The organism is Paraburkholderia sp. BGA-UO-ETr-F12 (assembly GCF_059567945.1).
In genome coordinates this window covers 224,539-244,558 of sequence record NZ_JCAQOZ010000012.1, presented here as the reverse complement: position 1 = coordinate 244,558, position 20,020 = coordinate 224,539, and the positions used below count along the sequence as shown (strand labels likewise).

General features: G+C 62.8%; 19 protein-coding genes. 8 read left to right on the top strand and 11 right to left on the bottom strand.

Features of this window, described 5'->3' with window-relative positions:
* Positions 1-6 precede the first annotated feature (6 nt).
* The 3 genes from AC57B6_RS04650 (at position 7) to AC57B6_RS04640 (ending at position 2,717) form a co-directional block, all read left to right on the top strand.
* Entirely contained in the window at positions 7-453 is a 447-nt protein-coding gene (locus tag AC57B6_RS04650) for a very short patch repair endonuclease (protein ID WP_281663470.1), read from the top strand.
* 171 nt (positions 454-624) lie between these two features.
* Positions 625-1,128 (top strand): YbhB/YbcL family Raf kinase inhibitor-like protein, encoded by a 504-nt coding sequence (locus AC57B6_RS04645; protein ID WP_028196815.1) that lies wholly within the window; start codon positions 625-627, stop codon positions 1,126-1,128.
* A gap of 182 nt (positions 1,129-1,310) precedes the next feature.
* Entirely contained in the window at positions 1,311-2,717 is a 1,407-nt protein-coding gene (locus AC57B6_RS04640) for an MFS transporter (protein ID WP_496420766.1), read from the top strand.
* 253 nt (positions 2,718-2,970) lie between these two features.
* Here AC57B6_RS04640 and otsA read toward each other — a convergent pair whose 3' ends face one another.
* The 6 genes from otsA to AC57B6_RS04610 all read right to left on the bottom strand — a co-directional run bounded on the left by otsA (position 2,971) and on the right by AC57B6_RS04610 (position 8,643).
* Entirely contained in the window at positions 2,971-4,401 is a 1,431-nt protein-coding gene (gene otsA, locus AC57B6_RS04635) for an alpha,alpha-trehalose-phosphate synthase (UDP-forming) (RefSeq protein ID WP_028196813.1), read from the bottom strand.
* A 211-nt stretch (positions 4,402-4,612) separates the two neighbouring features.
* On the bottom strand, positions 4,613-4,825 hold the full coding sequence (locus AC57B6_RS04630) for a hypothetical protein (protein ID WP_279229283.1): 213 nt from the start codon (positions 4,823-4,825) through the stop codon (positions 4,613-4,615).
* Between the two features lie 152 nt (positions 4,826-4,977).
* On the bottom strand, positions 4,978-5,226 hold the full coding sequence (locus tag AC57B6_RS04625; protein WP_106352794.1) for a hypothetical protein: 249 nt from the start codon (positions 5,224-5,226) through the stop codon (positions 4,978-4,980).
* A gap of 1,075 nt (positions 5,227-6,301) precedes the next feature.
* Positions 6,302-7,699 (bottom strand): sigma-54-dependent transcriptional regulator, encoded by a 1,398-nt coding sequence (locus AC57B6_RS04620; protein WP_028359528.1) that lies wholly within the window; start codon positions 7,697-7,699, stop codon positions 6,302-6,304.
* A gap of 302 nt (positions 7,700-8,001) precedes the next feature.
* Positions 8,002-8,277, bottom strand: coding sequence for a hypothetical protein (locus AC57B6_RS04615; RefSeq protein ID WP_496420765.1), 276 nt, complete (start codon positions 8,275-8,277; stop codon positions 8,002-8,004).
* A gap of 48 nt (positions 8,278-8,325) precedes the next feature.
* Positions 8,326-8,643 carry an ElaB/YgaM/YqjD family protein gene (locus AC57B6_RS04610; protein ID WP_046566377.1) on the bottom strand — a complete coding sequence of 106 codons (318 nt, stop codon included), beginning with the start codon at positions 8,641-8,643 and terminating at the stop codon, positions 8,326-8,328.
* A gap of 407 nt (positions 8,644-9,050) precedes the next feature.
* On the opposite strand from AC57B6_RS04610, the gene AC57B6_RS04605 reads away from it, so the two are divergent.
* Positions 9,051-10,097 carry a sigma-54 interaction domain-containing protein gene (locus AC57B6_RS04605; protein WP_028196809.1) on the top strand — a complete coding sequence of 349 codons (1,047 nt, stop codon included), beginning with the start codon at positions 9,051-9,053 and terminating at the stop codon, positions 10,095-10,097.
* Between the two features lie 69 nt (positions 10,098-10,166).
* Here the strand turns inward: AC57B6_RS04605 and AC57B6_RS04600 are convergent, their stop codons facing one another.
* A complete protein-coding gene (locus AC57B6_RS04600) occupies positions 10,167-10,355 on the bottom strand; it encodes a hypothetical protein (RefSeq protein ID WP_146153259.1) in 189 nt (62 codons plus the stop codon).
* Between the two features lie 132 nt (positions 10,356-10,487).
* Between AC57B6_RS04600 and AC57B6_RS04595 the strand changes: the two genes are divergently transcribed.
* Both AC57B6_RS04595 and AC57B6_RS04590 read left to right on the top strand, forming a co-directional pair.
* Positions 10,488-11,084 (top strand): hypothetical protein, encoded by a 597-nt coding sequence (locus AC57B6_RS04595; protein WP_028196808.1) that lies wholly within the window; start codon positions 10,488-10,490, stop codon positions 11,082-11,084.
* On the top strand, positions 11,081-11,701 hold the full coding sequence (locus AC57B6_RS04590) for a hypothetical protein (protein WP_496420764.1): 621 nt from the start codon (positions 11,081-11,083) through the stop codon (positions 11,699-11,701). The genes AC57B6_RS04595 and AC57B6_RS04590 overlap by 4 nt, the downstream gene beginning before the upstream one ends.
* Positions 11,702-11,768: 67 nt before the next feature.
* Here AC57B6_RS04590 and AC57B6_RS04585 read toward each other — a convergent pair whose 3' ends face one another.
* Both AC57B6_RS04585 and AC57B6_RS04580 read right to left on the bottom strand, forming a co-directional pair.
* A complete protein-coding gene (locus AC57B6_RS04585) occupies positions 11,769-13,115 on the bottom strand; it encodes an ABC transporter ATP-binding protein (RefSeq protein WP_028196806.1) in 1,347 nt (448 codons plus the stop codon).
* 23 nt (positions 13,116-13,138) lie between these two features.
* Positions 13,139-14,890, bottom strand: coding sequence for an ABC transporter permease (locus AC57B6_RS04580; RefSeq protein WP_216750273.1), 1,752 nt, complete (start codon positions 14,888-14,890; stop codon positions 13,139-13,141).
* 765 nt (positions 14,891-15,655) lie between these two features.
* Here AC57B6_RS04580 and AC57B6_RS04575 point away from each other — a divergent pair.
* Together AC57B6_RS04575 and AC57B6_RS04570 are read left to right on the top strand one after the other, a co-directional pair.
* On the top strand, positions 15,656-17,347 hold the full coding sequence (locus AC57B6_RS04575; protein ID WP_281663398.1) for a sensor domain-containing diguanylate cyclase: 1,692 nt from the start codon (positions 15,656-15,658) through the stop codon (positions 17,345-17,347).
* Between the two features lie 224 nt (positions 17,348-17,571).
* Positions 17,572-17,838 (top strand): double-stranded DNA-specific endonuclease, encoded by a 267-nt coding sequence (locus AC57B6_RS04570; protein WP_007175813.1) that lies wholly within the window; start codon positions 17,572-17,574, stop codon positions 17,836-17,838.
* A gap of 75 nt (positions 17,839-17,913) precedes the next feature.
* Here AC57B6_RS04570 and AC57B6_RS04565 read toward each other — a convergent pair whose 3' ends face one another.
* Complete coding sequence (locus AC57B6_RS04565) at positions 17,914-19,230, bottom strand: ATP-binding protein (protein ID WP_028196803.1); 1,317 nt, start codon at positions 19,228-19,230, stop codon at positions 17,914-17,916.
* Positions 19,214-19,939 carry a response regulator gene (locus AC57B6_RS04560; protein WP_028196802.1) on the bottom strand — a complete coding sequence of 242 codons (726 nt, stop codon included), beginning with the start codon at positions 19,937-19,939 and terminating at the stop codon, positions 19,214-19,216. Before AC57B6_RS04560 ends, AC57B6_RS04565 begins: the two co-directional genes overlap by 17 nt.
* Positions 19,940-20,020: the final 81 nt, after the last annotated feature.

The following is a 20,020-nucleotide window of genomic DNA, read 5'->3' as shown; positions in this document are numbered from 1 at the left end:
CTAGCGATGGTCGATATCGTCGACAGTGCAACGCGCAGCCGGATGATGTCCGGCATTCGCGGCCGCAATACCAAACCGGAAATTCTGATCCGCAGCCTGCTGCACGGCCAGGGTTTCCGCTTCCGTCTGGACGCGCGCGATCTGCCGGGCCGTCCGGACATCGTACTGCCGCGCTACCGTGCGGTCGTGCTGGTACACGGCTGCTTCTGGCACGGCCACGACTGTCATCTCTTCAAATGGCCCCAAACCCGGCCGGAGTTCTGGCGCGACAAGATCGGCCGCAATCGCAGCAACGACGACAAGGTTCAGGCAGCGTTGCTTGCGAGCGGCTGGCGCGTCGGGGTGGTGTGGGAATGCGCTTTGCGCGGGGCCAATCGGGATATCGAAGGCGTGTTGCAGCGGCTTGTCGCATGGTTGAAAAGCGACGCGCCGCACTTCGAAGAACGCGGCTGAAAGCTGCTTGTAGCCTGCCCGGTTCGAACGATTCCCCAAGCCGCTGGTGATACACTCGATTGGCTAGCTTGGGGCTTTTTTGTGTACCGGACTTGCAGAAATCGGGCAGCGGGCCGGCGGCAAAAAACACGCTCCGCCCATCCCAGAACCACTCAACAAGGGAGGCACACCATGGCTGATTTCCGTCTCTGGTCCGACGATTTCCCCACCAACGGCTTTATGCCGAAAGCCCACGAGTATCACGACAAGGCCTTCGGCGTGGACGGCGAGAACATCTCGCCCGCGCTGCAGTGGGACGCACCGCCGGCCGACACACAAAGCTTCGCGCTGACCGTTCACGATCCCGACGCACCGACCGGCAGCGGCTTCTGGCACTGGGTCGTCGTCAATATTCCGGCCGATGTCCGCTCGCTGCCGCGCAATGCCGGCAAGGCCGACGGTTCGCTGCTGCCACAAGGCGCGCTGCAGGTGCGCAACGACTACGGCACGGTCGGCTACGGCGGCGCCGCGCCGCCGCGCGGCGACAGGACGCATCGCTACATCTTCCGCCTGCATGCGCTGAAGGTGCCGCACCTGCCGATCAACGCGGAGACCACCAATGCGGTCGCGCGTTTCATGACGCATCTGAACGAGCTCGACTCAACCACTCATACCGGCCTGTACGAACTCAAATAACGCACGAGACGCGATGCCGCTGCGCTGCTGCAATGCAACGGCATCGTGGCAGCGCGCCGTCTTGTCTTTCCGGGGCCGCACGCAGCGCGCGCGGTTCGTCGCCGGGACGCCTCGCCGATGAATCGCCCTACTCCAAATCCAGAAGAACGATGCACGCACAACCATCGCGCAAGGATAGTTCGATGACGGCCGATGCCGCGTCAGCTACCTCACCCGCCGCCGGCCCAACGCTCGCGGATAGCACCGAACAAGGCTTGCCGATTCCGCAGCGTTACTGGGCCATGCTCGTCATCGCCCTCGCCCTCACACTAGCGGTGCTCGACAGCGCGATCGCCAACGTGGCGCTGCCGACCATCGCACGCAATCTGCATGCGAGCGCAGCGGGCTCGATCTGGGTCGTCAATGCCTACCAGCTCGCCATCACCATTTCACTGTTGCCGCTCGCCTCGCTCGGCGATCGTATCGGCTACCGGCGCATCTATCTGGCCGGGCTGATCCTGTTCACGGTGGCGTCGTTCGGTTGCGCGCTATCCACTTCGCTGCCGACGCTCGCGCTCGCCCGCGTGGTCCAGGGCTTCGGCGCGGCCGGCGTGATGAGCGTGAACACCGCGCTCGTGCGGATGATTTATCCTCCCGCACAGCTAGGGCGCGGTGTTGCAATCAACGCAATGGTCGTGGCGGTGTCGTCGGCGGTCGGGCCGACCATCGCCTCCGGGGTGCTCGCCATCGCCTCGTGGCCGTGGCTGTTCGCGATCAACGTGCCGATCGGGATCGCGGCGATTGTCGGCGGCTTCAAAGCCCTGCCGATGAACCCCGGCCACGAGTCGCCGTACGATTATCTGAGCGCGCTGATGAACGCGTTTGTGTTCGGCCTGCTGATTTTCGCCGTCGACGGTCTCGGTCACGGCGAATCCGTCGGCTGGGTCGCCGCGGAAGCACTCGGCGCGCTCGTGATCGGCTACTTCTTCGTGCGCCGTCAGTTGACTCAGCCCGCGCCCCTGCTGCCGATCGATTTACTGAAGATTCCGGTGTTCGCCTTATCGATCGGCACGTCGGTCTGTTCGTTCTGCGCTCAGATGCTGGCGTTCGTGTCGTTGCCGTTTCTGTTGCAGGACACGCTCGGCTTCTCACAGGTCGATACCGGCTTGCTGATGACGCCGTGGCCGGCAGTCATCATCATCGCGGCGCCGATTGCCGGCGTACTGTCGGACAAGGTGTCGTCGGGCTGGCTAGGCGGCGTCGGACTCGCTGCGATGACGGTGGGCCTGCTGCTGCTCGCCACCCTCGGCGCGCATCCGGAGCCGATGCAGATCGCCTGGCGCATGGCGCTGTGCGGTGCGGGCTTCGGGATCTTTCAGTCGCCGAACAATCGAACCATGCTGTCCGCCGCGCCGCGTGAGCGCAGCGGCGGCGCGAGCGGCATGCTCGGCACCGCGCGCCTGACCGGACAGACGCTCGGTGCCGCGCTGGTCGCGCTGATCTTTGGCATCGCGCCGCACAACGGGCCGGTCATCGTGCTGTATGTGGCCGCGTGCTTTTCAGCGGTTGCCGCCGTGGTCAGCACGTTGCGCGTGATGCAGCGAGCCTGAATGGGCAAACGGGGCACGCCGGTTCGAGCGACGTCAGTGCATGGCGAGCCTTATTGCGGCCCTCATTGCGACCTTACTACGAACCTCATCGCGAGCCGGCTCTCCGATGCAACAAGGGCGCGAATCGCATGCCTCGATCCGCGCCCTTTTTCATGTCCTTTCGCCTGCTCTTTCTCTTGTTGTTTTTGTGCTTCGACTCTGCTTCGACGTGACCGGCACGCGCGATTCCCGTAGGAACCGCGCCGCCATTGAATCAGCTTGAAGATGCCGTCACGTCAGCGAGCTTTACCGCTTTGGCCGTCACCGAAGAGGCGGTCGCGATGTTGCGCAGGTCGTCGAGGAAGGTGTCGCGCCAGACCGACAGATTGTTCTCGCGCATCGGCGCCATCATGTCCGCGTGACGCGCCTGGCGCTCGGCGAGCGGCATCGACAGTGCGCGCTCCAGCGCCTCGGCCATCTGCGACAGATCGAACGGATTGACAACCAGCGCACCCGGCAATTGCTCGGCGGCGCCGGCAAATTGCGACAACACCAGCACGCCTGGATCGGCCGGATCCTGCGATGCAACGTACTCCTTCGCGACCAGGTTCATGCCGTCGCGCAGCGGCGTCACATAACCGACCTGCGATTGACGGAACAGCGCCATCAGCAGATTGCGTTCGTACTTGCGGTTCAGGTACTGGATCGGCGTCCAGTCGAGTTGCGCGAAACGACCGTTGATGCGGCCCGCTTCGCCTTCCAATGTCTGACGAATACGCTGATACGTCTGCACGTCCGCGCGCGTCGGCGGCGCGATCTGCACCAGCGATACGCGTCCGTGCCAACCCGGTGCATTCAGCAGTAGCCGTTCGAATGCCTGGAAGCGCTCTACCAATCCCTTCGAATAATCGAGCCGGTCGACGCTCATGATCAGCTTGCGCCCGCGCATGCCGTCACGCAGGCTGCGTACCGGCTTGCGATCGGTGAACTGTTCGGCGGCCTTGGCGATCGCATCCGGATAGATGCCGATCGGGTATGCGGCCACTTTAAGGAAGCGGTTGTACGCGTGCACCATGCCGTCTTCGCTCGAGGTGCCGTGCTGGCCGCGCTCGATAAAGTCGACGAACGACTGGCGATCCGCCTCAGTCTGGAAACCGACCACGTCGTAGCTGCACATTGCTTTGACCAACTCCTCGTGAGGCGGAATCGTACGGAGTACTTCCGGAACTGGAAACGGAATATGCAGGAAGAAACCGATTGGATTCTTCACGCCGAGCTCGCGCAGACAGCGCGCGAACGGGAGCAGATGATAGTCGTGCACCCAGATGATGTCGTCGGGCTTGAGCAGCTCCTTGAGCTGCCTGGCGAGCGTCGCGTTGACGCGCTGATAGCCCGCATATTCCTGCCGGTCGTAGCGTGACAGGTCGTTGCGATAGTGGAACGTCGGCCACAGCGTCGCGTTCGAAAAACCGCGGTAGTACTGGTCATAGTCGCGCTTGGTGAGACCCACCGTCGCGTATGTCACATTGCCCTGCTTCTCGATCACCGGGGATGACGGCTCGCTCACCGTCTCGCCGCTCCAGCCGAACCAGACTCCGCCGGTTTCCTTCAACGCGTCCAGCACGCCGATCGCGAGGCCACCTGCCGCGGGGCGGCCTTCCTGGATTGGCGCCACACGATTCGATACCACGATCAGTCTGCTCATTGGTGCTCCACCTCGTCAGTTGTTTCGTTGCATACGGATATGTGCGTTAACGGTGCATGCAAGTCGCGTGCCGTTTTTTGAGATGTTGGAAATAAAAATGGTTACAAATGTATCGGACGAGCAAAAACGCGCAATACCGAAGTATTACGAAGAAATTTTTTCTGCTTTGTATGACGAAACCGAAACCGTTCTTACCGCCTGTCAGACGGGGTCAGGCGTCCTGTTCCGAGCCGAGATCGCGCTGATACTCCAGCCCTTCCGGGCGCACGCCACCCTGGTTGTGCTCCCCGTCTGGCGGCGCATTGGGCGCGATGCGGTTCTGCGCGGCCGGGTCTGGCGACTCAGGCGAGCTACTCTGGCTGCTGCCCGGCCGGGAATCGCGTTTTGAGTGGCGCGCGGAACGACGCAATGCTGGATGTCTCATGATCGATGCCTCCGGGGGAAGCCCGCCGTCAACGAGACGGCATCAATTCAGTGTAGGGGTCGCGACGGCAAATTGCCGGTAAAAGATGCGTCGACTTTGTAACAAGTACATAAAATCGCTGTGACGGACGATGGTGCGGCGCACTGAGCGTGTCAGAGTTGCACGGGTGCGGGTTGAGGCAGCGGGCGCCGATTGGCTTGTGGCGTTTGCGTGGGTTGCGGGGGTGGGTCGCCGATCGGCGGCGCAACCGGTTCGATCGGGTCTGGAGTCGGGCTAGGGCCTGGAATCGTGTCGGGTTCGCCAGGATTTGGTGACGGTGATGGCGATGGTGATGGCGGTTCGATCGGCTCGGGACGGTGGGCGTGTTTCGGGAGGGCGGTCGCGGCGGCGTAGTCCGGCATGTTCGTTGTCCTTGGCTTTGTGGTTGTTGTGGTGGCAGCAAGGGTTATGCCGGGAGGGGTTGCCTGCCCGGCAGGTGGGGGCCTTCGCGGCGCTTTTTGTTTTGCTTGCCCGCTTGCCTTGGTTTGCTTGTGGCCGTTGGCCGCTTCTTGGTCTTTTCTTGCTGTGTCTGTGCGTTTGCCTTCTTGGCCTTTCCTTGCTGTGTTAGTGGTTTATTAGCGTTGCCCCTGTGCGGGGCGGCACCTACTTTTCTTTGCCTGCCGCAAAGAAAAGTAGGCAAAAGAAAGCGGCTCAAACCGCTAATTCTTAAGCGGGTCCCCTGGCTTGGAGGGGGTAGTGGTGCATCTGGAATCCGTGTTCCCGCGCACTCCGCGTCAGCGACAAGGCGCTCATCAGCTCCCACTCCGCACTACGTGCGTCGCGGACGGGTCTGCCAGGGAAACCTGCGGGTTTGCTCCGCGCAGCGGGAGCCGTCGGCTTCGCCTCGGCGAGGCGCCCCCGCTCTGGTTGGCCAATCCCATTTCAAATGAATGTCGGTGCATCGATTTCGCGATCGCGATTGCTCCCGCGGTTGTGCTTCCAGCAGCGAGGCAACGGCGAGTCTGGGACGGGGACAAACGGGAGAGTGAGACCGCAGCCCGGTGGCAGCGATACAACGACGAGTCGGGGAAAGGACCAAACCGCGAAAGCAAAAATCCGGCGGGCGGTTTTATGAACCGGGTATCGGCGCGCGCAGCGCCGCGGGAGGTATGACGCCCTTGTCACCAGCGCCGAATGTGCGAGGACACAGATTCCAGATGTACCACTACCGTGGCTGTGCGGGGGACCCGCTTAAGAGTTAGCGGTTTGAGCCGCTTTCTTTTGCCTACTTTTCTTTGCGGCCGGCAAAGAAAAGTAGGTGCCGCCCCGCACAGGGGCAACGCTAATAAACCACTAACACAGCAAGGAAAGGCCAAAAGACCAACAACAGAACAGAGACAACCACCTCAGCAAGGAAAGACCAAAGGCGCACCGCCAACAAACCACAACAAGGCAACGCCAAAAGCAACCCGCCGAGCAGGCCCAACCCTAGATCTTTCAGACGTCCACATCCGCCCGCGGCGACTCATCAGCCGCATCCCCCTCATCCCTCGCATCATTCCCATACTCAACCAGCCGGTTGTACAGCGTCTTCAAACTAATCCCAAGAATCTCAGCAGCCCGCGTCTTCACCCCACCACATTGCTCGAGCGTAGCCAGAATCAACTGACGATCCGCTTCCGCAAGCGAAGTCCCAAACGGAATCGTAATCGCCGTGCCAGCCGCAGGCTTCGACAACGTGATCTGCAACGGCACCGTCGCCGTACTGTCGGAATCCGTACCCGACATGATGTGCGCGCGCTGCACATAGTTCTTCAACTCGCGCACATTGCCCGGCCACGGATACGACATCAACATTTCCTTCACCGCGGCGGGGAAATGCTTCTTCGTGCCGTGACGCTCGTTGAGTTCGTCGAGAAACGCCTGCCCCAGCAATTCCACGTCCTTGCCCCGGTCGCGCAGCGGCGGCAAGCTGATCGGAAACACGTTCAAGCGGTGGTACAGGTCGAGCCGCAACTTGCCTTCCAGCACCGCCTGCTCAGGATCGCGATTGGTGGCCGCAATCAGGCGCACGTCCGTTTCGATTTCTTTGGTCGTGCCGACCCGCATGAACATGCCGGTTTCCAGCACGCGCAGCAGTTTCACCTGCAACTCGATCGGCATCTCGGTGATTTCGTCGAGGAACAGCGTGCCGCCGTTCGCGCGTTCGAAATAGCCTTTGTGCTGACGGTCCGCGCCGGTGAACGAACCACGCTCGTGGCCGAACATTTCCGACTCGATCAGGTTCGGCGAAATCGCGCCGCAATTCACCGCCAGAAACGCATGCTTGCGGCGCAAACTGAGCTGGTGCAGCGTCTGGGCGGCCACTTCCTTGCCGGTGCCCGACTCGCCCACCAGCATGACCGAGGCGGCCGTCGGCGCAACCCGGCTAATCTGGTCGTAAACCTCCTGCATGGCCGGCGAGTTGCCGAGCATCAGCCCAAACCGGCCCATGCGGCGCAACTCGCCACGCAACGTGCCGATTTCCGCCTTCAGGTCGCCAGCTCGCGGCAGGCGCGACAGAATCGCCTTCACCCGCTGCATATTGATCGGCTTAACCAGGTAGTCGGTGGCGCCCATCTTCAGCGCATTGACCGCCGACTCCACCGTGGCGTGACCCGTAATCACAATCACTTCCACGCCGGAGCGCGGATCGAGATCTTCAAACAGATCGACTCCACTGCCGTCAGGCAGCTTCAGATCCGTAAAAACGACATCCGGCATCTGCCGGACCAGTTGAATGCGCGCTTCGCGCAAATCGCCCGCCGTGGCGGTAGTCAGACCGTCTTCCCCGATGATGGCGGCAAGCGCCTCGCGGGTACCGGCATCGTCATCGACAATCAGTACGTGTGGCATCGCGTCTCGAAAGCCCGAAAGCGTGAATGGGGAAACATGCAAAACGCATGCTGAAGTGCCGGCCGGCCGCTCGCCTTATGCTGCGCGTGCGTCGTAATGTGAGCACACGCTAACTTTCTGCGATAGCGCCGAACCCCTGACTTGACTCAATACCGCAACAATCAACGAGGGAATCGCCCGTCGCGATGCGGCATTGTTGTCTATTTACCTATTATACGGTTTTATCGGGACACGTTTGTAATGTGCGCCCGACGCCGCCCGGCGAAGCGGGCCGCTGCGGCATCACCGCGTACGCAAGGGTGTCACTGTGGCCCTTCGCTACGCGGAAACGGCCATGCACTGCCTTGGCCATTCGCATGCTGCGAGCCATTTGCGCCGTGCGCCGTGTCTGGCGCGGACGGGCCAGCGCTTGCCGCGCTCACGCCGCCGGTCGTCACCGCGCCGCCCTCGCCCTCCCAGCGGCTCAGATCACGCGCCGTCGGAATTTGTGTGGCACGGTTTCGCTGCACGTAGCGCAGAGCCAGCAACCCGCCGAGGGCCATCAGCGCGCCGAAGATGCCAATTTTGGGTCGTCCCATCGTGAACTCCTGGTTATCGTCTAGGGGATCCGCATCGAACGCGGCGCGTCAGCGCGCGGCGAGGACGCCAAGCAAAAAACCCGCGCCCGCGGCCATGCCAAGCGAGCGCCATGGGTTGTGCCGCACGTATCGCTCGGCACTGACGGCTGCGGCACGGTAGCGGTGCCGGGCGTTCCGCTGCGCATCACCGAGCGCCGCCTGCAGCGTCTCGACATGCGCCGTCAGGCGTTCGCGCAGCGCATCGACGCCCTCGCCCGGTACATTTGCGGCAAGCCGCAGCATCTCTTCCGAATCCGTCAGCAACACTCTCAGATCTTCGACAATCTTCTGGCCGCCGAGTGCGAGCTGTTGCGTGGTGTCACTCATTATTTGCTCCTATGTCTGAATCCGGCGTCTGCGTCCCACTTCCGTCCTCATTGCTGCGCGTGGCGACAGATCGAGGAACCGAAGGAACCGCAGGAATCGCAGCGGACGTCGGCGCGCCCAGCGCAGCCTCAAGCCGCCCAAAAGCGCACGCATGCCGAATTCATGCCGCAAACGCCGTGCCCGGTAAATTTGCCACGCTTGTTCGATAGCAACACCGGTTCAGGCACTTTCGACCGGACGCGCGGCGGACTATTTCTCCACCCGTCACATGGATTGCCGGAAGCAGCTTCAAAGTGGTTAAATCGAATTCTTGTGAGATAGTGAGTGAACTGGTCCATCTTGCTCCGAGGACTTGAAGGCCTGCGCGCCGCAACACCAAACCCCATTTGCACAGGACTCCCCCGTTTATGGCGTCAATCGACCTGGACCCGCCCGCCGTCTCCGCCGCACAGACGAAGCAGCGCGTCGCGGACGGCATCGCGGGACTGAAATCGTACGGGCTACTGTACGGCTCGTCGCCGGTGATGCTCGATTTGTATGAGCAGATCGAACGCGTCGCCGGCACCGACGCGACCGCGCTGATCATCGGCGAATCTGGCACCGGCAAGGAACTGATTGCCCGCACGATTCACGATCACAGCAGCCGCAAGGATGCCCCGTTTATCGCCGTGAACTGCGGCGCAATTCCCGACGAACTCATCGAAGCCGAATTGTTCGGCCACGAAAAAGGCAGCTTCACGGGTGCCGTGCAAGGCCGCATCGGCTACTTCGAACATGCGAACGGCGGCACGCTGTTCCTCGACGAAATCACTGAAATGGCGCCAGTGCGCCAGGTCAAACTTTTGCGCGCGCTCGAGACCGGCACCTTCTTCAGGGTGGGCGGCAACGAGCTGATTCATGGCGACGTGCGCGTGATCGCCGCGACCAATCGCGACCCCGCGATCGCCGTGAAGGAACACGGTCTGCGCGAAGACCTGATGTACCGGCTTGCGGTTTTTCCGTTGCGCGCGCCACCGTTGCGCGAGCGCGAGGGTGATCGCGAACTGCTCGCCCAACACTTTCTCGCCTTGCTGAATCAGCAGGAAAACGCGAGCAAGAGCTTCAGCAAACGGTCGATCGAAACACTGCGGACCTGGTCGTGGCCGGGCAACGTGCGCGAGTTGAAGAACGCGGTGTATCGCGCGTTCATTCTCGCGGAGAAAACGGTTGAACTGCCGCATCCGCATCTCGCATCGCGCGTGAAAAAACCCGTGACCCAGGGCGACGCGATGAGCGTGTGGATCGGCACTCCGCTCGCCGATGCGCAAAAGCAGATCATTCTCGGCACGCTCAAATACTGCGGTGGCGACAAGCGGCGCGCGGCCAAAGCACTCGGCGTCAGCCTGAAAACGCTGTACAACCGCTTGAGCGTATATGGCGGCGACGAAGGCGCGGAAGAAGAAAGCGAAACCTAAGCCGTACCAGGCGCTCACGCGATTCGTTCGCGTGGGCAGGTATTTTCTGCATACCGACCGCCGGCTTTTTCAGTCACCTGCTACGCGCGTTGCGCAGGCCACCTTCGCTGAAACGGCCATTTTTTGCGTATCGCTCATCTCGTAATTAATCCCTTCGCACCACCAATCAAAATCGGCTTCCGCCCACCAGAAACCGATTCGACTCGCACTATCTTTTGCAATTGCTTGCACTTTCCCACTGCCAATTACAAATGGCATCCTGCAAAATGCGGCAGCGCATAGTGCAACGATGAGAAAGGCGTGCCTTTCGCTCACACACCGTTCACAAATGTGAAGCACGCAAATAAACCATGCGTGAGCGAAGGCACTTGCAGGAGCAGAGACAGGGAAATGCAAAAAAGTATGGTGTGGGCCGAAGGGGCAAAACAAACAACTACGGCGTCTAAAGCCGCTAAATGCGGACGTCCGAATGCAACGGCGCTCGTCGCATTAGCGGTGGCGATTACGTCGGCGTTGAGCGGGTGCAGTTCGCTCTATACGGAAGGCGCCACCGCCGGCGCAGGTGTTGCAGGCGCCGCGCTCGCGGCCAAAGTCACCAACAACGCGGCGGTCGCTACCGGCATCGGTCTCGGCGCGGTGGCCGCGGCGCGCGCCGGCGTGCAGTACTCGGAGCGCGTGGTCCACAAGAATACGCAGGACGGTATCGCCAAAATCGCCGGACCGCTCGAAGTCGGCGCGATTGCGCCTTGGAGCGTGACGCATTCGATGCCGATCGAAGACGACGAACACGGTCGCGTCACCGTAAGCCGAATAATCAGCGCCGGTGCGCTCGACTGCAAGGAAATCGTCTTCTCGGTCGATCAGATCGCTACCCAGAATGTGCCGGCTAGCAGCGCGTTCTACGTCGCCTCGATCTGCCGCGACGGCGACAACTGGAAATGGGCGTCGGCCGAACCCGCCACCGAACGCTGGGGCGCGCTGCAATGAGGGCGCTGTGGCTTCAATCTCCCCGCAATGGGCGCGCGCTACCTGAACGACGTTCCAGCCACGCCAAGCGCGATGCCCTGGCTCCGCGCACGCGTACGGTGGCGCTTTCCGGCAACCGGCTGCGGCTCGCGCTCGCGGGAGCCATCTGCGTCGGCGCGAGTCTGCTGACGAGCGGCTGCTCGTCGGTTGGCGCGGCGAGCGGCGCCGCGGCCGGTGTGGCGTCAGGTCTCGTGACCGCCAACCCGGCAGTCGGCATCGGCGTCGGTATTGCCGTGCAGGCCGCGACGGATGAGGCCGTCAATCGCTACATGCGCACCATGCACACCGATCAGCAGAACATGATTGCCGCGTTGGCGGGGGCGATGCCGGTCGGCGAGACGCGGCTTTGGGCAGTCAAGCACTCGCTGCCGATCGAGAACGGACATGGCCAGGTGCGCGTGACGCGGGCGTTCAGCTCGGCGCTCGCGCTGTGCAAGGAGTTCGTGTTCTCGGTGCAGGACGGCGACGGCCCGAACGCGCACGAAGACTGGTATACGGCCAGCGCGTGCCGCCAGGACAAGGGCTGGAAGTGGGCATCGGCGGAACCGGCCGTCGAGCGCTGGGGCAATCTGCAATAAAAAAAGCGGCGGGGTCTCCCCCGCCGCTTTTTTTTTGTCTTGGGCGTCTTAATCAACCCGACTGGATTTAAGACTCCACGTCTTCCAGACTGAAAATTTCCGTCTGGTCGTTATACGAGAAGATCTCGCCATAACGGCCCCAGTTGATCACTGCGTCGAGCGTCTCTTCCGCGGCGCTGTCCGACAGAAAATCCTCCAGCTCCTGCTCGAAGCGCACACGCGGCGCGCGATGCCCCGGCCGTTCGTTCAACACCTTCTTGATCCGCGCGGCGAGCGGCACGTGGCGCAGCAGGTGTTCGGCGAACATCATTTTGCGTTCCTGCGTGCCGAATTCCGCGAACACACGCGCCGGCGGCGTCAGGAAAATATCGCCTTCACGCACATCGGCGAAGCCCAGGTGTTGCAGCACTTCGGCAACCGGGAACAGATCGTCCACCTCCAGATGCAGCGAGCGGGCGATTTCCGGCATGTCGGCGCGGCCGTGGTACGGCGCGGCCGCCAGCGTTTCGATCAGACCGGCCATCAGGTTGGTCGACACATGCGGCAGCCAGCTGCCGAGTTCGAGCCCCTTCCTCGTCGCTTCGTCGGTCTGGCGCGCGGTCATCTTGGCGTAGATGTCGTCGACCAGACGGCGGAACGCCGGATCCAGCCGGTTACGCGGATGCTTGAACGGCACCTTGATCTCGGCGATCACGCGGCCCGGGTTCGACGACAGCACCAGAATGCGGTCGCACATGAACACCGCTTCCTCGATGTTGTGCGTGACGATCAGCACCGATTTGATCGGCATACGGCCTTGCGTCCACAGATCGAGCAGGTCGGTACGCAAGGTTTCGGCGGTTAGCACGTCGAGGGCGGAAAACGGCTCGTCCATCAGCAGCAGCGTCGGATCGACCACCAGCGCGCGCGCAAAACCAACGCGCTGGCGCATGCCGCCCGACAATTCGCGCGGATACGCGTTTTCGAAACCGTCGAGACCGATCAGGTCGATCGCGGCCAGCGCGCGCTCGCGCCGCTCGCGCGCGCCCACGCCTTGCGCTTCGAGGCCCGCTTCCACGTTCTGCAGCACGGTCAACCACGGGAACAGCGCGAAGGTCTGGAACACCATCGCGACACCCTTGGCCGGACCTTCGAGCGGTTTGCCGAGGTACGTCACTTCGCCGTCGGTCGGTTCGATCAGGCCGGCAATGATACGCAGCAGGGTCGACTTGCCCGAGCCCGAACGGCCCAGCATGCCGACGATCTCACCTTCGCGCAGCGACAGGTTCACATCGTCGAGGACAAGCAGCTCGCCTTGGGTCTTGTTGAACCCGCGGCACACGTCCTTGACGCACAGAATTTCCTCACCCAGGCGCGGAGGCTTCGGCGGCATCTGGACCGGCGCGGCGGTTACGGCAGCTTTAGGATTTTGCATCGCGGTTTGCCTTAAATTTACTGTCAATCGAGCCGAAGCTTGGACTCGGCATAGGCGTACATTGGACGCCACAGCAGGCGGTTAAACAAGGTCACAAAGAGGGACATCACGGCAATACCGAGAATGATTTTCGGGAAGTCGCCCAACGCGGTGTTCTGCGCGATGTACGCACCCAGACCGTGCGCGGCGAGTTTGGTGTCGCCCCACTGAACGAACTCGGAGACGATACTCGCGTTCCACGCGCCACCGGATGCGGTAATCGCCCCCGTCACGTAGTACGGGAAGATACCGGGCAGCATCACCTTGCGCCACCACTGCCAGCCGCGAATACCGAAGTTGGTGGCCGCCTCGCGATAATCGTTCGGGTAGGAGCTGGCCCCCGCAATCACGTTAAAGAGGATATACCACTGGGTGCCGAGCACGATCAGCGGCGACAGCCAGATGTCAGGATTCAGGTGAAAACGCACGATCACGATCACGAAGACCGGGAACAGCAGGTTCGCCGGGAACGCGGCCAGAAACTGCGCAAGCGGCTGGATCTTCTCGGCGAGCGCCGGACGCAGCCCGATCAGCACGCCGAGCGGCACCCAGATCACCGACGAGAGCGCGATCAGCAGCGCCACCCGCAGCAGCGTGATGAGCCCCAGCACCAGCACGTGCCCCACTTCGTCGAGCGTCACGCCGGTGCGCACATACGCCACCACGCGATAAACGACATATACCGTCAGGAGGATCACCAGAATCCCCCACACGATGTCGCCCGCGCGCGACGATTTCTGGCGCTGCGGAATCGCGAAGCGGACACGGTCGAATGCCGGCAGGCGCATCGGCACCCGCGCGGCGTTCGCGAACACCCACCCCATCGGCACGAGCAGGCGGTGAATCAGACGGGTACGGCGGATCAGGTCGAGCAGCCAGGATTCCGGGGCATTCCCGGAACTGGTCGTTTCCATGCGGAACTTGTCGGCCCAGGCGACGAGCGGGCGGAACAGGAACTGGTCGTAGGCCAGAATCACGACCGTCATCGCCAGAATCACCCAGCCGACCGCGTGCAGGTTCTTGTCCGAGATCGCCTGCGCCAGATACGCGCCGATCCCAGGCAACGTGATCGTGTTGTTGCCTACGGTGATGGCCTCGGAGGCCACCACGAAGAACCAGCCGCCCGACATCGACATCATCATGTTCCAGATGAGGCCGGGCATCGAGAACGGCACTTCCAGCTTCCAGAAGCGCTGCCAGCCCGTCAGATGAAACCCCCGCGACACTTCATCCAGATCGCGCGGCACCGAGCGCAGCGACTGATAGAAGCTGAAGGTCATATTCCATGCCTGGCTCGTGAAAATGGCGAAGATCGCGGCGAGTTCGGCGCCCAGCACGCGCCCCGGGAACAGCGCGAGGAAGAACGTGACCGTGAATGAAATGTAGCCGAGCACCGGCACCGACTGCAGGATGTCGAGAATCGGCACCAGCACGAGGCCCGCGCGGCGGCTCTTCGCGGCGAGCGTGCCGTAGACCAGCGTGAAGGTAAGCGATGCCACCATCGCCGCCAGCATGCGCAGCGTCGTGCGCATGGCGTACTCGGGCAGGCTCGACGGGTCGAGTGAGATGACCTGGGTTTTCAGCGTCGACATCGGCGCCAGCGTCTGATGAAAACCGATCGCGGCCATCGCGATGACGCAGATGATCAACGGGAAGGCGACGAAATCCCAGCCGTTAGGCAGTAATCGCCACGCTGAAGCATTGGCGGTGCGTTTCAGGTCGAAACTGAAGTCCATCAGGCGCCCTCCTCGTTATTACAGATGTTCGAATGGACAAAGGAGGCCGCAGATTCGGCGCGGCAGTCTGAAGATCGGTCCGGAAAGCGGAAATCAGGCATGGCAAAACGCGTAGGCGCGGTAAATCGTTAGCGTTGGAGACACATAGACCGGTGCGGACGTGTCCTTGGGCGAGCTGCCCAAGGACCGGTGCCACGAAGCCGGATTCCTCTGTCGCCGCGGGCGCCGCCCTAAGGCTGGCGGGCTTTCCTTGTTTTGGACGGCACGACACTACACCATCCTATGTTTCAGGCACAACCTTTCGCGCCAAATACCGGCAAACCACAGCGTACGCCGCAACGACGGCCTTCAAACGGCCTTCATCCGGCGTCGATCCGGCGTGATACAGCACGGTATTTACCGACGTGCGCCAGCCATTTTCCCGGCAATCGCGAGCGCGGCCCGAAATGCATTTCAAACATCCGGAAAAAGCCCGCGCGGCCATTCAGAAAGCCGACACGCTGCCGTTAAGGCCCTGATGAGCGACGCGGACACACTTCGCATTCCCGCAATAACAGTGGCGTCAGGCCCCATGACGGTTAAAATCAAAAAACGACACGCTGTGTACGGTGATACCGGCACACGGCACGGTCCACACCGAGGCCGGATCGCCAGCCGCTTCCATAAGGGCGTCACAACTGGGCGAAAACAACCGGGCAAAACGGCGCCACCGCGCTGCCACGAATGAGCTAGTTGCATGTCACAGCCAGACGGAACAGAGGGTCGATGAACAGGACAACCTTGCGCCAGGCAGCCGGACCGATCAGCTTCGCGCTGATCGTGCTCGTTTGCTGGTTCGTGGCCGGCATGGTCGCGGACCGGATGGTACAGCAAGAGCTGGACGCGGCCATGCGTACACAGCGCCAGATGTCCACGTCGATCGTCGACAACATGGCCGAAGTGATTGCCAGCGACCTCTCGATGTCCCGGGCTATCCCCGCCACCATGGCCGAAATGAACGTGGTCCAGCGCGCGCTGGCGCAATCCCAGAATTATGCCGCGAACGGCGAAGCGACGGAACCCGCCCTGCGCGCCGCGTTGTTAAAGGACCCGCAGTTGCTCGCCGTGAGCAGCTTCCTGCATGATGCGCAAGGCTTCTCCGGGCTCGATCAGATCTGGCTCGTCAACACCAACGGCACCTGCGTCGCGTCGAGCAACTCCATCAATAACCCGCTCGCCGCGGAACGCTCCTTCGTCGGCGTCGACATGCGCACCCGCAGCTATCTGACCAATGCCCTGCTCGGCGCGTTTTCGGAAGCTTATGGCGTGGGCCGCTCGAGCGGCGAACCGGGCATCTTCATCGCAGCGCCGGTTTATACCGACGGCCTGCTGGTCGGCGCCGTCGTGGCCAAAGTGGGGATCGCGCGGCTGCGCCACTGGGTCGCCCATACCGGCACCTTCGTGGCCGACGAGCACGGCGTCATCATCATGGCGCACAACAGCGACCTTGAAGGCCATGCCCTGCCAGATTCTCGCGTCACGCAGATGAGCGCCGCCGAGCGCAGGGTCATCTACCGCCGCGACATCCTCCCCGACATCCGGATTCAGGTCGACGCACAAGTGCGCGAGCAGGCGCCCTGGGTACCCGCAGCCATCGCCAGCCAGTTGTTCGGCATGAGCGCGCAGCAAACGCCTGCGTTGTATCAGACACGCGGCGGCCTGAACTCGGGTCTATCGGCGCATCTGGTCGACCCGCTTGCGGCGTGGCCCGAATTGCTGCGCAATCACACGCGCGATCATCTGCTGGTGTTTCTGACGCTGGCCGGCACGGTCGCGCTCGCGTGGGTGATCACCGTGTCATACGTGCGGGAGCGGCGCCATCATCGCGCCACCCGCGATCTTGCCGAGCAACTGCAATCGGCCAACACCCTGCTCTCGGCCGAAGCGCGCCACGACGCGCTGACCGGCGCGCTGTCGCGGCGCTACTTCCTCGACCTGCTGCGTCATGAGATAGAGCGCGCGCATGCGGACAATCAGCCGCTGTGCGTGGCGATCGCCGATCTCGATCACTTCAAGCAGATCAACGACCGCTTCGGCCACGCCGCGGGCGACCGCGCGCTCGAGCATTTCGTCGATACCTGCCGCGCTGAGTTGCGCGGCACCGATGCGATCGGCCGGTTAGGCGGCGAAGAGTTTGGCTTGCTGCTGCCCGCCACGAATCTGGAGGGGGGCCGCGAAGTGGTCGAACGCTTGCGTCTGCGTCTCAAGGCGGTTCCTTCGCCGAAGCTGCCGCCTTCGGTGGGTTTGAGCGTGAGCATCGGCATCACCGAACTCTCCGCCGACGATCTGCCCGAGCGCATCATGAGCCGCGCCGACATGGCGCTTTACGCAGCGAAGACGGGTGGGCGCGACCGCACCGAAGCGCTTCCGCCCGACGACACCGCACCGCCCGCACGCACCGTGGCGAACGCCTGGTAGCGCCTGGTAACACCTGGTAGCGCTCGATAACGTTTGCTCTCACGGGTAATGCGCCGGGTCGTGCCGGATTGCAGTTCGCGCCGCCGCGCCTGTCATGCCACTGGCACCCCGAGGAACGCGGCAACTGACGCAAAGCAAATCCCTTCTCCGGAAGTTCCGTGAGGATGCAGGTATCATCAACCCTGACATTGAGGTTGCCGCTACCGCTCTAACGGGAGATTCGCATGAAGGGAAATTTGGTCATCGTCTGTCGCGATCAGGATGCCGACGCATTCGACCATTTGCTGGCCGAATATGGCGCGTTCCAGACACGCCTGTCGTCGACCGCGTGGTATCTGAAACTGGATGTCGCGCCGGAATTGATTCAGGAAGAAATACTCGCGCGTCTCGGCAAGTACACCACACACTATATTTTCGAAGCCGAAACGGTCACGTGGAATACGGTGGATAGCGACGCGGCGAATGCGTTGAACACGCTGTTTTCAGACTAGCGCAACGGCTGCCGGACGCGCGTTCCGGCATGAACGCAGCGGGGCAGACGCCTGCCGCCCTTGCCCCGCCTCACCCTACCAGACGCTTTCCGAGGCCGCCATAACACGCGGCACTACCTCGAACGGAAAGCTCATCAAGACCCGCAAGCCACGGCCTTCGTGGTTGCCGATTTCCCACTCCCCGCCCGCACGCCGCACCAGACGCTCGACGATCGCGAGCCCCAATCCGCTATGACCATTGCCGCCGCGTGCCGGGTCGAGCCGGACGAACGGCCGGCTGGCATTGATCAGGTCCTGCGCGGCGATACCGCTGCCGTTGTCGCTCACCGACAGCGTGAAACCTTGCGCCGTGCGCGCCGTGGCGACAACGATCGGCGGCGCGCCGTAGGCGTGGGCGTTGTCCAGCAGGTTCGAGAGGATCCGGTCGAGCGTCGCCGCCGGCAGCAGGAAACCGGGGCCCGCGTTGAGTTCGGTTCGCACCGTGGGCGCGCCGGCCGCGACCGCACGGTAACTGCGGACCACGCGTTCGCACTGCGCGTCCACTTCGACCGCTTCGCTGCGGTCGGCGCCGTCGTGGGCAAACACCAGAAACTGTTCGACGATGTGCGTCATTGAATCGACGTCGCGCACGACGCCGTCACGCATTTTCACTTCTTCCATCATTTCGGCACGCAGCCGCAAGCGCGCCAGCGGCGTTTTCAGATCGTGCGCGACGCCGGCCAGCATTACGGCGCGGTCGTTTTCAGTACGCGCCACTTCCTGAACCATCTGGTTGAAGCCGTGCGTCAACTGCCGCAATTCGCGCGGCCCGCGCTCGGGCACCGGCGGCACCGGCAAACCCCGCCCGAAGCGCGCGACCGCTTGGGCAAGCGAGCGCAATGGCTGCTGCAGCGCCCATGCGGCAAAAAGCGCTGCCATCACCGCAAACGAGAAAATGATCGCGAGCCACAGCACCGTGCGATCGAGCGAGCGCGGCGGCCGCAATGGCTGCACCGGCACGACGATCCAGCTGTGATCCGTGGTGGCGCGCACCCACAGCGTGGGCGGCCGGCCTGGCTGGCCGATCCGCACGAGGGTGCCGGCCGGCATGCGATCGCGTACGTCTTCGACGAAACGTTCGAGCGGCTCCGGCAACGTGCCGATATCCGGCGGCACGTCGGGGCTCGCCGGATCGACCAGCCGTACGCGCGACGGCAAGGGCTGGTCCGGTGTGCGGGCAACGTGCTGGCGCACCGCGTCCACGAGGAAGGTGGCTTCCTCGACGGCGTAGCGGGTTTGCAATTGGCTGCGCTCGAGCCGCATCAGCGCGTACCACGCGAAATGCGACAGGAGCAGCACCGCAATGACTAGCAGCGCGAGGCGGCCAAACAGTGAATCAATGGGCCGACGCATGTTGTTCGCCGTCCGGCACGAACACGTAGCCGCGCCCGCGCACCGTTTGAATGAAACGCGGCGTGGACGGGTCGGTTTCGAGAATGCGACGCAAACGCCACACCTGTACGTCGATGCCGCGATCGGTGCCGTCGTATTCCGGGCCATGCAGCAGTTCGAGCAGGCGCTCACGGGTGAGCGTGCGCATGGGGTGATTGACAAAAATCTTCAGAAGCGCGAATTCGCTGCCCGACAGCGTGAGCGGCTTGTCTTCGTGATGCAGCGTACGCGACTGGAAATCGAGCGTGAAGCGGCCGAAGTTGAACGGCTCGCGCTGCTCCGGCGCCGCCGCAGACGGCAGCGTGCGGCGCCGCCGCAGCACCGCCTGCACGCGCGCCAACAGCTCGCGCGGATTGAACGGCTTGCCGAGATAGTCGTCGGCGCCGAGCTCCAGCCCAACGATGCGGTCGACGTCATCAGCACGCGCGGTGAGCATGATCACAGGAATGTCGTCGCCCGACGCGCGCAGCTTGCGCAGCGCGGTCAGCCCGTCGACGCCCGGCATCATCAGATCGAGCACGATCAGATCGGGACGCTCGCGTTCGAGCCTGCGCTCGAGCGTGCCCGCGTCGTGCAGCACCGAGACTTCGATGCCCTGACGGGCCAGATAGTCGCGCAGCAGATCGCGCAATTCGACGTCGTCGTCAACAACAAGTATTTGAGTAGCCATGGGATGAAGTTTAACGCGCGGCAGGAGGGGTTTTCGATTTCAGACGGCCCGCAAGGGTTACCGGGTGTTACGGTGAAAGGC

Coding starts and splice junctions, on each gene's coding strand:
- AC57B6_RS04650 (WP_281663470.1), top strand. CDS start 7: ATGGTCGATATCGTCGACAGTGCAACGCGCAGCCGGATGATGTCCGGC.
- AC57B6_RS04645 (WP_028196815.1), top strand. CDS start 625: ATGGCTGATTTCCGTCTCTGGTCCGACGATTTCCCCACCAACGGCTTT.
- AC57B6_RS04640 (WP_496420766.1), top strand. CDS start 1,311: ATGACGGCCGATGCCGCGTCAGCTACCTCACCCGCCGCCGGCCCAACG.
- otsA (WP_028196813.1), bottom strand. CDS start 4,401: ATGAGCAGACTGATCGTGGTATCGAATCGTGTGGCGCCAATCCAGGAA.
- AC57B6_RS04630 (WP_279229283.1), bottom strand. CDS start 4,825: ATGAGACATCCAGCATTGCGTCGTTCCGCGCGCCACTCAAAACGCGAT.
- AC57B6_RS04625 (WP_106352794.1), bottom strand. CDS start 5,226: ATGCCGGACTACGCCGCCGCGACCGCCCTCCCGAAACACGCCCACCGT.
- AC57B6_RS04620 (WP_028359528.1), bottom strand. CDS start 7,699: ATGCCACACGTACTGATTGTCGATGACGATGCCGGTACCCGCGAGGCG.
- AC57B6_RS04615 (WP_496420765.1), bottom strand. CDS start 8,277: ATGGGACGACCCAAAATTGGCATCTTCGGCGCGCTGATGGCCCTCGGC.
- AC57B6_RS04610 (WP_046566377.1), bottom strand. CDS start 8,643: ATGAGTGACACCACGCAACAGCTCGCACTCGGCGGCCAGAAGATTGTC.
- AC57B6_RS04605 (WP_028196809.1), top strand. CDS start 9,051: ATGGCGTCAATCGACCTGGACCCGCCCGCCGTCTCCGCCGCACAGACG.
- AC57B6_RS04600 (WP_146153259.1), bottom strand. CDS start 10,355: ATGCCATTTGTAATTGGCAGTGGGAAAGTGCAAGCAATTGCAAAAGAT.
- AC57B6_RS04595 (WP_028196808.1), top strand. CDS start 10,488: ATGCAAAAAAGTATGGTGTGGGCCGAAGGGGCAAAACAAACAACTACG.
- AC57B6_RS04590 (WP_496420764.1), top strand. CDS start 11,081: ATGAGGGCGCTGTGGCTTCAATCTCCCCGCAATGGGCGCGCGCTACCT.
- AC57B6_RS04585 (WP_028196806.1), bottom strand. CDS start 13,115: ATGCAAAATCCTAAAGCTGCCGTAACCGCCGCGCCGGTCCAGATGCCG.
- AC57B6_RS04580 (WP_216750273.1), bottom strand. CDS start 14,890: ATGGACTTCAGTTTCGACCTGAAACGCACCGCCAATGCTTCAGCGTGG.
- AC57B6_RS04575 (WP_281663398.1), top strand. CDS start 15,656: ATGAACAGGACAACCTTGCGCCAGGCAGCCGGACCGATCAGCTTCGCG.
- AC57B6_RS04570 (WP_007175813.1), top strand. CDS start 17,572: ATGAAGGGAAATTTGGTCATCGTCTGTCGCGATCAGGATGCCGACGCA.
- AC57B6_RS04565 (WP_028196803.1), bottom strand. CDS start 19,230: ATGCGTCGGCCCATTGATTCACTGTTTGGCCGCCTCGCGCTGCTAGTC.
- AC57B6_RS04560 (WP_028196802.1), bottom strand. CDS start 19,939: ATGGCTACTCAAATACTTGTTGTTGACGACGACGTCGAATTGCGCGAT.